This window comes from Cellulophaga tyrosinoxydans (assembly GCF_900176415.1).
Lineage (GTDB): Bacteria > Bacteroidota > Bacteroidia > Flavobacteriales > Flavobacteriaceae > Cellulophaga > Cellulophaga tyrosinoxydans.
Genome location: NZ_FWXO01000002.1, coordinates 365,054 through 378,369, shown reverse-complemented (window position 1 = coordinate 378,369; position 13,316 = coordinate 365,054). Strand labels below are relative to the sequence as shown.

Annotated in this window: 10 protein-coding genes; 4 read left to right on the top strand and 6 right to left on the bottom strand. The window is 32.5% G+C overall.

What is annotated here, in order from left to right:
• Entirely contained in the window at positions 1 to 717 is a 717-nt protein-coding gene (locus tag B8963_RS08705; RefSeq protein ID WP_084061123.1) for a gluconate 2-dehydrogenase subunit 3 family protein, read from the top strand.
• 60 nt (positions 718 to 777) lie between these two features.
• Here B8963_RS08705 and B8963_RS08700 read toward each other — a convergent pair whose 3' ends face one another.
• Positions 778 to 1,875 (bottom strand): glycoside hydrolase family 130 protein, encoded by a 1,098-nt coding sequence (locus B8963_RS08700; protein WP_084061122.1) that lies wholly within the window; start codon positions 1,873 to 1,875, stop codon positions 778 to 780.
• Between the two features lie 94 nt (positions 1,876 to 1,969).
• Here B8963_RS08700 and B8963_RS08695 point away from each other — a divergent pair, with 94 nt between their 5' ends.
• Positions 1,970 to 2,707 carry a M15 family metallopeptidase gene (locus B8963_RS08695; RefSeq protein ID WP_234989639.1) on the top strand — a complete coding sequence of 246 codons (738 nt, stop codon included), beginning with the start codon at positions 1,970 to 1,972 and terminating at the stop codon, positions 2,705 to 2,707.
• On the opposite strand, the gene B8963_RS08690 is transcribed toward B8963_RS08695, so the two are convergent.
• The 5 genes from B8963_RS08690 to tsaD all read right to left on the bottom strand — a co-directional run bounded on the left by B8963_RS08690 (position 2,704) and on the right by tsaD (position 7,647).
• On the bottom strand, positions 2,704 to 3,816 hold the full coding sequence (locus B8963_RS08690) for a THUMP-like domain-containing protein (RefSeq protein WP_449384832.1): 1,113 nt from the start codon (positions 3,814 to 3,816) through the stop codon (positions 2,704 to 2,706). The genes B8963_RS08695 and B8963_RS08690 overlap by 4 nt on opposite strands.
• A gap of 73 nt (positions 3,817 to 3,889) precedes the next feature.
• A complete protein-coding gene (locus tag B8963_RS08685) occupies positions 3,890 to 4,990 on the bottom strand; it encodes an AI-2E family transporter (protein WP_084061119.1) in 1,101 nt (366 codons plus the stop codon).
• A gap of 3 nt (positions 4,991 to 4,993) precedes the next feature.
• Entirely contained in the window at positions 4,994 to 5,644 is a 651-nt protein-coding gene (locus tag B8963_RS08680; protein ID WP_084061118.1) for a DUF4159 domain-containing protein, read from the bottom strand.
• 111 nt (positions 5,645 to 5,755) lie between these two features.
• Positions 5,756 to 6,460, bottom strand: a complete 705-nt coding sequence (locus B8963_RS08675; protein WP_084061117.1) for a 16S rRNA (uracil(1498)-N(3))-methyltransferase — start codon at positions 6,458 to 6,460, stop codon at positions 5,756 to 5,758.
• 158 nt (positions 6,461 to 6,618) lie between these two features.
• Positions 6,619 to 7,647, bottom strand: a complete 1,029-nt coding sequence (gene tsaD, locus B8963_RS08670; RefSeq protein ID WP_084061116.1) for a tRNA (adenosine(37)-N6)-threonylcarbamoyltransferase complex transferase subunit TsaD — start codon at positions 7,645 to 7,647, stop codon at positions 6,619 to 6,621.
• Positions 7,648 to 7,933: 286 nt separating this feature from the next.
• Here tsaD and B8963_RS08665 point away from each other — a divergent pair, with 286 nt between their 5' ends.
• Both B8963_RS08665 and pfkA read left to right on the top strand, forming a co-directional pair.
• Positions 7,934 to 12,169: a translocation/assembly module TamB domain-containing protein gene (locus tag B8963_RS08665; RefSeq protein ID WP_234989638.1), complete on the top strand. Its 4,236-nt coding sequence runs from the start codon at positions 7,934 to 7,936 to the stop codon at positions 12,167 to 12,169.
• Between the two features lie 158 nt (positions 12,170 to 12,327).
• Positions 12,328 to 13,314 (top strand): 6-phosphofructokinase, encoded by a 987-nt coding sequence (pfkA, locus tag B8963_RS08660; protein ID WP_084061114.1) that lies wholly within the window; start codon positions 12,328 to 12,330, stop codon positions 13,312 to 13,314.
• Positions 13,315 to 13,316: the final 2 nt, after the last annotated feature.

The window sequence follows — 13,316 nt, the reverse complement described above, 5'->3', positions numbered from 1 at the left end:
ATGGATAGAAGAAAAAGTTTAAAATCGATAATTTTAGGTGGAGTTGCAGGTGGTTTAGTATTGCATGGTTGCAAGCCTGAAAATTTAGCAGACTCAGATGAAGCAGTTTCAAAAGCTGCTGAAGTTTTTTTTGGCAGAACTCCTGAAGAAAAAGAACTTATTGATGAACTTAATGCGGAACAATTTTTTAATGAGCATGAATTGGCAACGCTAAAAGTTTTGTGTGATTTAATTTTACCTGCTGATGAAAAATACCGCAGTGCTTCTGATTCTGGAGTAGTGCCTTTTATAGAATTTATGGCGAAAGATTATCCAAATTTTCAAACTCCTTTAAGAGGAGGATTAATGTGGATTGACCATGAAAGTAATAAAAATTTTAGTCTAGAATTTAAATCCGCTACGCTATTACAACAAAAACAAATTTTAGATACAATTGCCTATCCAGATATTACAATAGCCGATAATCAAAGGCCATTAGGCGTTCAGTTCTTTTCTTTAGTTAGGAATCTTACCCTAACTGGTTTTTATACTTCTAAAATAGGAATTGAAGAATTGGGTTATAAGGGTAATACACCAAATGTATGGGATGGCGTGCCTGAGGAAGTATTAAAACAACATGGCGTTGCGTATGAAGAAGAATGGCTTGCCAAATGTGTGGACCAATCTAAACGTAACGAAGTCGCCAAATGGGATGATAAAGGGAATTTATTGACTTAATTATCTTTCAGCTATTTGAGTAGAGATAAAAAAACCAGAGCTTAACTCTGGTTTTTTCTATTATTCTTTAATGGCTAAACCAACCATAGAATCTGCAGTACCGTAATATAAAAACCATTTGTTTTTAAAATATACTAAGCCTTCAATAAAGGTTGTTCCAGCGGCATATTGTCCAGATATTTCATGAGGAAGATCTGGACATATAAATGGTTCAGCTAATCGATCTAACATTTTGCTTGGATTATTTTTGTCAAATAAAACCTGCCCACCACAATAAGTGCCTTTAGGTACTTTATTTGTTGCTCCTTCATCGCTTAAGTTTTTACCATTATAAAGTAAAAGAATACCATGTTCTGTATATAATGCTGGCGGTCCAGGTTCAGTTAAATGACTATCAAATTCATTTAAGGTTGGTGTAAAGGAATGTAGTAATTCGCCATTTTCATCTAATGTAGGTTCCCAATTTAATCCATCTTTGGAAGTGGCCATATTTACAAATAGTTCCCCCCAATACATTACAAATTTTCCATTTATTTTTTTTGCAATTAGTCGTCCATCTACCAATTCGGTAACCATAGATCCAGATTTGCTCCAAATATTTAAGAACTTACCCTTATTGCTTTTTTGAAATACCGGTCCGTTTTTAACCCAAGTTTTTAAATCTTTGGAATAGGCACTAGACAATCGGGCAACATCTTTATTCCAACTAGTGTATAACATAATATATGTTCCATCTGCAGTTTCAACAACTCGTGGATCTTCTATCCCCCCTGGATAATCCCACTGATTAAATTCGTCATTAGTGGGGAAAAGTACAGGTTCAGGATATTTAGTGAAAGTAATTCCATCTAAACTATAGGCTAGTCCAATTCGTGAAGTACGCCCACCTAAAATAGCATTAGGATTGTCTTCTGCTCTAAAGAGCATAAAAACAGTATCATTTTTGACTATTGCAGCAGGGTTAAAAACATCAGCTTTTTGCCACTGTACCAGTGTATCAGTAATTGGATCATGAAAAACAAAGCTTGAATCGGCTCTCATGATGGGATTTATATCCGTTTTTTCAAATCCTAAAAGCCACTTTTCTTTGGGTTGCGATTGGCAAGAAAAAATAAGAACAGCCAAACTGGCAAGGGTAATACATTTTTTAAATAGCATATTTTGATTTAAAAATTATAATTGTAACAAGTTCTAATTGAAAACTTTCTAGTAATTTACATCAAATTAAAATAAGAGCCTGATTTTTAGTAAAGTGAGCAAGATAATTACAAGTTTAGCGGTATTATTAGTAATGTTTAGTTGTAAAGAACAAGCAGCTAAAAAAGATATAACTTCAGAAAATAAAGCGATAATAACCCATACAAATAAAGAGCCTATAGAAACTATTTCTAAAGTAGCTTTAGACGAAGTACAAAAGTTGAAATCTCTAGATGGTTTGGCAGATACTACTTTTATTAGATTGGCAGATTACAGCAATGATTTCGCTTATGATATGCGTTATGCTACGACAAACAATTTTCTAAAAGCGAAAGTTTATGATTGTGCAGAATGTTATACGCGTGTTAAAACTGCTAAAGCCTTAATAAAGGCGAACAATGAATTTTTGAAAAAGGGCTATAAAATTAAATTTTTTGATTGCTATAGGCCTAATTCTGTGCAGTATAAAATGTGGGCCATTGTGCCAAACCCACAATATGTTGCTAATCCAGTAAAGGGTTCTATTCATAATAAGGGAGGCGCCGTAGATATTACATTGGTAGATTTAAAAGGGAATGAAGTAGATATGGGAACCGATTTTGATTTCTTTGGAAAAAAGGCTTACCACGATAATACCAATTTGCCTAAAGAAATATTAGCCAATAGAGTTTTGCTTAAGGAGACCATGGAGGCCTACGGTTTTTGGTCTATTAGAACAGAATGGTGGCATTATAATTTAAGTGCAGCTAGTAACGAAAAAATCGCCAATTTTAAATGGGATTGTACGGACTAAATTTTCGTGCAGACTAGCACAATATATTTTTCATTCATGTTTTTTGTAAAGAACATATAGACGTCTCCACCATCTTTAATTTTGTGCTTTTTACGAAGATTAGCAACTGTTTCGGGGAAATTACGTGTGGTAATATTTGCTTTTGAACAACCTAATTTTTGAATTTCTTTCTTTTGGTAAGGTACCACTTGTTCTATCTTAAAGCTTCTACCGGGAAAATGTATCAATTCATTTGAGGTATATAAATGACTATGCTCGTGTAGTTTTTTAAGTTGATACTGATTTCCAACTGTTTTAAATGCACCCGATTTTAAAACAGCGCTATTGGGCTCGTACAAATATACTAATGGCTCAGATAAATCTGAAACCATTTCTTTTTCATCATTTAAGGCAAAACTGAAAACTTCATTCGATGATTTAGAAATATTAATTGTTTTAATATTTATGCTATTAATATACCCCTTTTCTAAAATCCAAAGCAACTCTTTTACATCATTTTGTATGGCAATAACATGAATTTCTTTTACGAATTTTAGTTCGTTTATTCCTATAGTAAAATCTAAAAGGGGAGAAGTCTTAATTAAAATATTAGACGATTTATTAAAAAGTAAATCTAAATTTTCAGGAACATTTGGCAAACAATCTGAGAGTAAAAATACTTTTTCTTTGCTATCATTTCTTCTTGAAGGATCTATATAAATCCAATCAAAATTTTGTGTTGTTTTAGCTGAAAAATTTAGACCATTTTCAGCTTTACAAATGATGTTATTTACACCTAAAATATTGTAATTATAAGCGGCAATTTTAGATAGATTTTCGTTGAGTTCGCAATGGTAAATTTCAGTGAATTTTTGACTAAAAAAATAGTCGTCTACACCGAAGCCTCCAGTGATGTCAATCAGTGAATTTCCATTGATTAAATTAGCCTTATATTGTGCTGTAGTTTCAGATGAAGTTTGCTCAATATTTAACTTATTAGGGTAATATATATTTGGAGTTTTAAACCATGTTGGAAGCTTTTGTTGGCATTTTTTTTTAGCTTCTAATTGTTCTACCAATTCTTTCTGGTTTACACCTGTAAATAGTGATTTTTTTAGTAAAACTGACATCGTGTCAGTGTTTATATTTTCCAATATAAATTCCTGTACACCAGTATTTAATATATTTTTATTCAAAGTATTACTATAAATTATTCGTTAGCGATTTCACTAACTTGTATTCCGACAAAAACTCCTTTAAAATTACTTTAATAGCGGTGTAACCAGGTACTGCAACGATCATTCCAACAACTCCAAATAGTAATCCAGCAATAATTATAACTAAGAAAATTTCCAATGGATGGGACTTAACACTGTTGGAAAAAATAAAGGGTTGTGAGAAGAAATTATCTACCAATTGGCCTATCACTAAACCTATGATTACATAGCCTGCTTTTGGTAGAATTACAGCACTAAAATCTGCCCCTAAATTAGTCGTCATTGTAAGCACAATCATGAGTACTCCACCGATGATTGGACCTATGTATGGAATGATGTTAAATAGGGCACATAAAAAGGCAATTACAACAGCATTTTCTATACCTACTAATAGTAATGTTATGGTGTAAATTATAAACAAAATAAACAGCTGTAAAAGCAATCCAACAAAGTATCTTGACAATAAATTATTTATCTTATTTATAGAGTTTTTCATTTTACTTTCATTGCCTTGAGGAACGAGCATTAAAATTCCGTTTTGAAAAAGTGTGCTGTCTTTCAAAAAGAAAAATGAAATAAAAAGGACAGAAAATAATCCTATGCTTACAGTGCTTAAAACGTCTAAAAAAGAATTAAGAAAATTAGGAATAAATCCAATATCTAATCCGTCTAAAATATTTTTTTCTAAATGCGATTCTTTAATAATTTGATTGACCACTGTTGGTGACGAACTAAAATATTGCGTGACTTCGAAATAGAGCACATTTAAGTTTTCTTGCAATTTATCTATATCTAAAAGAGAAAGATTTTTGCCCTGTTCTGTTAATAATGGAATGAACAAAGCAATGATGCCTGCAAATACTCCTATAATTAATGAAATGGTAATAACAACCGCAAGGGTGTTTGGGAATTTTAATCTTTTTCGTAAAAATAGCACAATGGGTCTTCCAATTAGCGCAAATACCGAAGCAATGCATAAATAGGCCAGTACAGATTGAATTTTGTAAAGAAAGTAACCTAAAAGAACTATAGCGGCTAAAATGCCTACAGCCCTTAAAATTCCGTTGGCAATAGTTTTTGAAGTCATTTTTTAGTTTTTAAAAACGTATTGGATAATATTAGCGCCCATTTGCAAGGCCTTTTTTCTAGTTTCGTCAGAATCATTATGCACTGCAGGATCTTCCCATCCATCGCCTAAATCACTTTCAAAAGTAAAAAGTAGTATAAGTCTGTTTTGGTCATAAATACCAAAAGCTTGGGGTCGCTTACCGTCATGTTCATGAATTTTAGGCAAGCCTTGTGGGAATTTAAAAGTTTGATTAAATATTTCATGATCAGCAGCTAATTCTACCAATTCTTTATCCGGAAATACTTTTAATAACTCTTTTTTTAAATAAGGCTCCATGCCATAATTGTCATCTATATGCAGAAACCCACCGGCTAGCAAATAAGTTCTTAGATTTTCAGCATCTTCATCTGAAAAATACACATTTCCATGCCCAGTCATGTGCACCATAGGATATTGGAACAGATTGGTACTATTGGCTTCTACTGTAGCAACTTTAGGGGTGAGTTTTGTTCCTATTTGGGAGTTGCAAAATTTAATTAGATTAGGAACTGCCGTAGGATTAGCATACCAATCACCACCGCCACTATATTTTAATATGGCAATCTCTTGAGCATTTAAACTATAGAAGGCAAATAGCGGAATAAAAAATACGATTCTTAAATAACACTTCATTTAATTGTTGTTAGGTCTCTGTAATATAGACTTGTATAAAAATACTATAATTACAGGAATGATTTTGATGAAAGTTTTTAAAAATAGTTTAGACTTTACATCAAGATTTTATTAGTAATTAATTATGGAGAAACAAGCGCAGGCATAAACTGCTGCTGTTTCTGTTCGTAATCTACTGGAGCCAAGAGCCACTGGTGAAAAACCTTTTGCCAAAGCTTTAGAGATTTCTTTGCTTGAAAAATCACCTTCAGGGCCAATTAATATGGTTGCATTATTATTTTGTACCAAACTATGTTTCAATTCTTTTTTATTGGTTTCTTCACAGTGGGCTATAAATAAATCTCCATTGATTTTAGAATTCATGAAATCAGAAAAGTTAATAGGCTCATTTAAAATAGGAATATGGTAATGTAGCGATTGTTTCATGGCAGATTGTAAAACCTTATGCAACCGGTCTAGCTTAACAATTTTGCGTTCGGAATTAGCGCAAATAATAGGTGTTATTTCTGTCACACCAATTTCTGTTGCTTTTTCTAGAAACCATTCAAAACGATCATTCATTTTGGTTGGCGCTACGACCAAATGTAAAGAGGGTTCTTTTTTTTGCTGGTATGTACTACTAATTATTTCGACGGTACATTTGCGCATATCTGCCTGAATAATTTTAGCTTCAAACAAATAGCCTTGTCCATTAGTAATATGCACTAGGTCTCCTTCTTTTTTACGTAGTACTTTAATAATATGCTTACTTTCCTCTGTGGGAAAAGTGAATTTTGGGCTATCTTGTACTACATCGGCATTGTAAAAAAGCTGCATATTTTTACTTGTTTTAATCTATAATTTTAAACTAAGCCTGTTCTAATCTAGGCTAAAGTCAATGTCCTAATTCTTCTATTATTGTAAGACCTTTTTTTAAATGTAACAAAGTACTTTTAGTTGGTTTTTCCCAATAAATTAAATGCTAAAACAAATATTTACTCGTTAATTACATATCTAGCTTTGGCTGTAATACTTTGGTCCGAGAAGTTGGCATCTTTATATTTTAAATAACCTACAATACCGATCATAGCAGCATTATCTGTACAGTACTCGAATTTAGGGATAAATGTTTCCCATCCGTGTTTTTTTTCAGCTTCAAACAATGCCTTTCTAATGCCAGAATTAGCGGAAACACCGCCACCAATAGCTACTCTTTTTACTCCCGTTTGTTTTACCGCTTTTTTAATTTTGGACATTAAAATATCGATAATTGTATATTGAATAGAAGCACAAATGTCATCTCTGTTATCTTCTAAAAAATTAGGATTCTCCTTGGTATGCTTTTGTGTAAAATATAAAATACTTGTTTTTAAACCGCTAAAACTAAAATCTAATCCGTCCACCTTTGGTTTTGGAAAGGGAAATGCCTTAGGGTTACCTAATTGGGCATATTTATCAATTAAAGGACCTCCTGGGTATGGCAACCCTAAAATTTTAGCACTTTTATCGAATGCCTCGCCCACAGCATCATCTAAAGTTTGACCTAAAATTTCCATTTTAAAATAATCTTTGACTAAAACAATTTGAGTATGTCCGCCACTTATGGTCATTGCTAAAAATGGGAACGCTGGAATTTTGGAATTTTCTTCTTCAATAAAATGCGCTAAAATATGCGCTTGCATATGATTTACCTCGATTAATGATATGTTTAACCCTAGTGATAATGACTTAGCAAACGAGGTTCCAACTAATAATGAACCCATAAGTCCAGGTCCACGCGTAAAAGCTATGGCAGATAACTGTTTTTTATCGATATTTGCTTTGGCTAAGGCTTGATGTACGACAGGAACAATGTTTTGTTGGTGTGCTCTTGATGCAAGTTCAGGGACAACACCGCCATATTCCTCGTGAATTTTTTGCGTAGCCACAATGTTACTGAGTTTTTTATTGTTGCATAATACTGCAGCAGATGTGTCATCACATGAAGATTCTATAGCAAGAATATAAATAGTTTCGTTTTCCATTAAAGAGTGGAATAAAAATTGAGGTACAAAGATAAAACATAAAAGTCCTATCAAAAAACTGCGTAAAATATTACTTAGAACTTTACTTGTAATAATCATTACGTGTCTTTTAACGACTTTTATTTTTTCTATACCAGCGGTTCAAACTGCATTAGCGTTAAAAGTTACTACAGCTATAAACGAGGAGTACGGTACTAATATATCTTTAGATAAACTTAAATTATCATTTATAACTTGGGATACCGATTTAAAAGGTATTTATATTCAAGATTATAAGAAAGACACCTTGTTTTACATCAATAAATTAAACACCTCTATTTTAAATATTAAGAATTTAATTAATGGAGATTTAGAATTTGGTGCTATTGAAGTAGATGAGCTAAAGTTTAAGTTAGTTACCTACAAAGGGGAAACTACCTCAAACATTAATGTGTTTATAGATAAATTGGATGATGGAAAACCAAGAGCTCCAGGCACACCACCATTTTTATTTACCGCCACAAATATTGAAATTAGAGATAGTAATTTTAAATTAATTGATCAAAATTTTGAAAAGCAAGAGTTATTAAATTTTAAACAGTTGAATATAAATGCCAATAATTTTGAAATTATTGGCCCAGATGTTTCCATGGATGTGGAGAATTTAGCTTTTGTGAGTAAAAGAGGTCTAGCCGTAGAAAAAATGTCTACTGCTTTTACCTATTCTAAAGAACAAATGAATTTTGAGTCACTTGAGATTGCCTCAAAAAAATCTAAGCTAAAGGGAAATCTGAAAATGGATTATGGACCTGGTGATTTTCTCGACTTTTTAAACAAAGTTAAGTTTACAGCAGATTTTACAGACTCACAGGTTTCATTTGATGAAATTAATTTGCTTTATAATCAATTTGGCAAAGAGAAAGATGCCTATTTTTCTACTAATGTGGAAGGAGTATTAAACGATCTTACGTTGGAAAATCTCTTTTTAACTTCGGATAATACAGGAATTAGAGGAAATTTTAATTTTAAAAATCTATTTACTGCAAAAGATCCATTTGTAATGGAGGCAGAAATAAAGAATATTTCATCCAGCTATTATCAATTAAGAAGCTTGTTGCCCAATTTGTTAGGGGAAACATTACCATCAGCTTTAGAAAAATTAGGTGAGTTTACTATAAGAGGATCAGCTACAGTTACAGAAAACACTATAAATTCTAAAATAAACATCAACACAGCCATTGGTAGTAGTTATTCCGATCTGGAGCTAACTAATATTAAACAAATAGATAATGCATCATACAAAGGGTTTTTCTCACTTATTGATTTTGATTTGGGCTATTTTGTCGGCAACAAACAGCTTGGAGTGGCAACCTTTGATTTTAATGTAGAAGGGCAAGGATTTATAAAAGAAACCTTAAATACAGAAGTTATTGGAGATGTGTATTCCATTAATTTTAATAAATATAATTATCAAAACTTAAAGGTTTCGGGTATTTTAAAAGAACAATTGTTTGATGGTTTGCTGGTGTCAAACGATGAAAATATAAAATTCACTTTTAAAGGATTGGCTGATTTTTCAGATGAAGAGAACAATTTTAATTTCATTGCAGATATTGAATATGCAGATTTGCAAAAACTAAACTTTATAAAAGACAGCATTTCTATTTTTAAAGGAAATGTAAATATGGATATCGCTGGTAATACACTAGATAATATTGTAGGCGATGTAAAGTTTTCAAAAACAAGTTATCAAAACAAAAATGACACCTATTTTTTTGATGATTTTAAAATTTCTTCCTCTTTTGATGAAAATAATTCACGGTCTATAGAAATTAACTCGCCTGATATTATTACTGGCTTTATGAAAGGTAATTTTAAAGTTGCGGAACTAGGAAAGTTAGTTACAAATTCAGTAGGGAGTATTTATACCAATTACAAACCTTATAAGATCACATCAGGACAAAAGCTTTCCTTTAATTTTAAAATTTATAATAAAATTGTTGAAGTCTTTCTGCCCGAAGTAAAGTTTGGAGCTAATACGTTCATAAAAGGAGATATCATTGCAGATGAAGGTGATTTTAAACTAAATTTTAAATCACCCAATATAGAAGCATATGGGAATGTACTGGATAGCTTAGATGTGAAGATTGACAATAAAAACCCATTGTTTAACACGTTCGTTTCTGTTGCAGACTTATCCACAAGTTATTATGATGTTAAGGATTTTAATTTAATTAATACCACACTTAAGGATACCTTATTCTTCAGAACAGAATTTAAAGGCGGTAAGAATTTTACAGATAATTTTAATTTAAACTTCTACCATACTTTTGATGAAAACCGAAGATCCGTAATAGGGTTAAAACCATCAGATATTAGTTTTAAAGGAAATACTTGGATGCTTAATAAAGATGGTGATAAGAAAAACAAAGTCATTATCAATAGCAAACTCGATAGTATTAATATCGAAGAAATAGTGATGAATAACGACTTAAATGAGCAAATTAGACTACGCGGACAAATAGCGGATTCTACATTTAAAGATTTGCAATTAGAGTTTAAGATTGTTTCTTTAGATAAAATTACCCCAAGTATTGATAGTCTAAAATTAGATGGTCAAGTAAATGGAACACTGCATATTAGGCAAAAAGATAAAATATATAGGCCAACCTCTAATTTGAATATCACAGATTTTTCTGTGAATGATATTAGACTTGGAAATCTAATAATTGATGCGCTAGGTAATAGCGATCTTACTAAAATTGCAGTTTATACAAGGTTAAGTGATAAAGGAGTTGATAAACTAGATATCAATGGAAATTTAGATATTAGTGGAGACCATACCATGGCTAATTTACTAGCAACATTTAATTCATTCAATTTGGAGCCCTTCCGACCCTTAGGGGAGCCAGTTTTATCTAATATAAGAGGTTTTGTTTCTGGTAATGCTAAGATTACCGGTAGAATAGATAACCCAGATATTAATGGTGTACTAAACTTGTCCAATGCGGGTATTGGTATTCCTTATTTAAATGTAGATTACGATTTAGGTTTTAATTCTCAAGTTGTACTCGCTAATCAGACCTTCGATTTTAGAAATATTCAATTAACAGATGTTGCTATGGGGACACAAGCAACATTAAACGGAGTTATTAATCATAGTTATTTTAAAGATTGGGATTTAGATTTGAGTGTGAATACCAATAGCAATCGATTCCTTATCTTAAATACAGTCAATGCTGAAGAGACATTATACTACGGAACGGGTTATTTAAATGGATATGGTAGAATTTATGGCCCAACCACAGCATTAAATATTGATGTAGTTGGGGAAACAGCAAAAGGTACTTCATTAAAAATTCCTATTAGTGATGTTGCGAGTATAGGCGATTATTCATTTATAAATTTTATTTCTAAGAATGAAGCTGAAGAAAATGAAAAACAACGAAAAGATGAAAAATATGAAGGGCTAGAGCTAACTTTTGATTTGGATATTACCCCCGACGCAGAAGTAGAAATTATCGTTGACCCAAAAACAGGAAGTAGTTTAAAAGGTACAGGTGCAGGATTAGTTCAGATGGAAATAAATACCAATGATAAGTTTATCATGGAAGGTACCTTTGTTGTGGTTACAGGAGAGTATAGGTTTAAATATGGTGGGGTAATAGATAAAACATTTAAGGTAACACCAGGTGGAACAATTAACTGGGAAGGTGATCCGCTTGATGCGCAATTAAATATGCAAGCCGTTTATGCCTTAAATGCAAACCCAGCACCATTGTTAGACAATTCTGGGTACTCCAGAAGAATACCAACGCAAGTTATTGTAAGTTTAAAAGAATCTTTAGAACAGCCAAAAATTGAGTACGAAATTGCTTTTCCGGGCGTAAGTTCCATTATAAAATCGGAGTTAGATTATAAATTACAAGATCCTACGGTTACCGAAAATAACGCATTTTTTCTACTGGCTCAAGGTACTTTTGTAAATGAAGCTAATGGAGGAATTAATCAGCAAGCCTTAACCGGTAATTTGTTCCAATCAGCAACAAGTATTATAAATTCAGCTTTAGATAATACTAATGATAATTTTGATATAGGTGTAGCTTACGAACAAGGGACTTCTGCAAGTTCTTTATACCAAACAGAAAATAGAGCCATTGTAAATTTTGCCACAAGTATTAGTGATAAATGGATGTTTAGCGGAAGTTTGGGTATTCCTGTTGGTGGAGGAAATGGTATTACGCAATCTGCTGTGGGTGGAGATTTTGAATTGCAATATTTATTTAATGAAGATGGATCTCTGAAAGGAAAAATTTTTAATCGCCAAAATACCACACAACAACTAATAGGTGATGTGCAAGGCTACACACAAGGATTGGGGTTATCGTATCAAGTAGATTTTAATTCATTTGCGGAACTTCGAAAAAAACTATTCGCAAGAAAACAAACCCCTAAAAAGCCTATTGAAACAGACTCAATTCTAACCGAAAAGGCAAAGGATAGTTTAATGAGGTATAAGGCCAAGCCTAAGGCAAAATCTTAAAATTTAGTTCATTTTTATAGCATTTTAGTTGTTCATTTTTTCTTTTTGACCCCTCACTTTGTTACGAAAACGTTATAGGTGTAAACTATTATTAATAAAGGGTTTGAACCCTTATTTTAATCAGAAAAGTTTGCTAAATTTGTTTTTTTTAGAAATTGATGGGCGGAAAAATAACGAAAATAGGCGTGTTTACTTCAGGAGGGGATTCCCCGGGAATGAATGCTGCAATTAGATCAGTAGTACGTACGTGTGCATATATGAAAATAGACTGTATGGGCATATACAGAGGCTATCAAGGAATGATTGAAGGAGACTTCAAACCAATGGACGCTAGAAGCGTTAATAACATTATTAATAAAGGAGGTACAATTTTAAAGTCTGCGCGCTCTATGGAGTTTCAGACTAAAGAGGGTAGAAAAAAGGCTTACGATCAACTTCAAGCAGCTGGTATAGATGGTTTAGTGGTAATCGGTGGTGACGGTAGTTTTACTGGAGCACTTATTTTTCATAAAGAATATAACGTGCCTATTATAGGAATACCTGGTACTATTGATAACGATATTTTCGGAACCACGTATACTCTAGGTTTTGATACGGCTCTTAATACAGTGGTAGAAGTTATCGATAAAATTAGAGATACTGCTAGTTCACATAACCGTTTATTTTTTGTAGAGGTTATGGGTAGAGATGTTGGCCATATTGCATTAAACGCAGGTGTAGGAGCAGGAGCAGAGGAGATTTTAATTCCTGAAGAAAATCTTGGTTTAGAACGTTTACTGGAATCATTAAAGCGTAGCAAAGCTTCTGGAAAATCTTCTAGTATTGTTGTTGTTGCTGAAGGAGATAAAACAGGGAAAAATGTTTTTGAACTAAAAGAATATGTAGAGACCCATTTACCAATTTATGATTGCCGTGTTTCTGTGTTAGGGCACATGCAACGAGGAGGTTCTCCTTCTTGTTTTGATCGTGTACTGGCAAGTAGAATGGGAGTTAAGGCAGTAGAAGCTTTAATGGAAGGCAAAACAAGTCTTATGGTAGGTATTCAAGACAATAAAATAACCCTAACACCTATTAGTAAGGCAATAAAGGGGCATACCAAAATAGACAAGGAACTCATGAGAGTTTCAGATATAATGACTGTATAATT

Bases quoted from the DNA above. Each gene is read 5' to 3' on its own strand.
- tsaD (WP_084061116.1), bottom strand. From the start codon at position 7,647: ATGGAAAACGAAACTATTTATATTCTTGCTATAGAATCTTCATGTGAT.
- pfkA (WP_084061114.1), top strand. From the start codon at position 12,328: ATGGGCGGAAAAATAACGAAAATAGGCGTGTTTACTTCAGGAGGGGAT.
- B8963_RS08675 (WP_084061117.1), bottom strand. From the start codon at position 6,460: ATGCAGCTTTTTTACAATGCCGATGTAGTACAAGATAGCCCAAAATTC.
- B8963_RS08685 (WP_084061119.1), bottom strand. From the start codon at position 4,990: ATGACTTCAAAAACTATTGCCAACGGAATTTTAAGGGCTGTAGGCATT.
- B8963_RS08680 (WP_084061118.1), bottom strand. From the start codon at position 5,644: ATGAAGTGTTATTTAAGAATCGTATTTTTTATTCCGCTATTTGCCTTC.
- B8963_RS08705 (WP_084061123.1), top strand. From the start codon at position 1: ATGGATAGAAGAAAAAGTTTAAAATCGATAATTTTAGGTGGAGTTGCA.
- B8963_RS08700 (WP_084061122.1), bottom strand. From the start codon at position 1,875: ATGCTATTTAAAAAATGTATTACCCTTGCCAGTTTGGCTGTTCTTATT.
- B8963_RS08690 (WP_449384832.1), bottom strand. From the start codon at position 3,816: ATGTCAGTTTTACTAAAAAAATCACTATTTACAGGTGTAAACCAGAAA.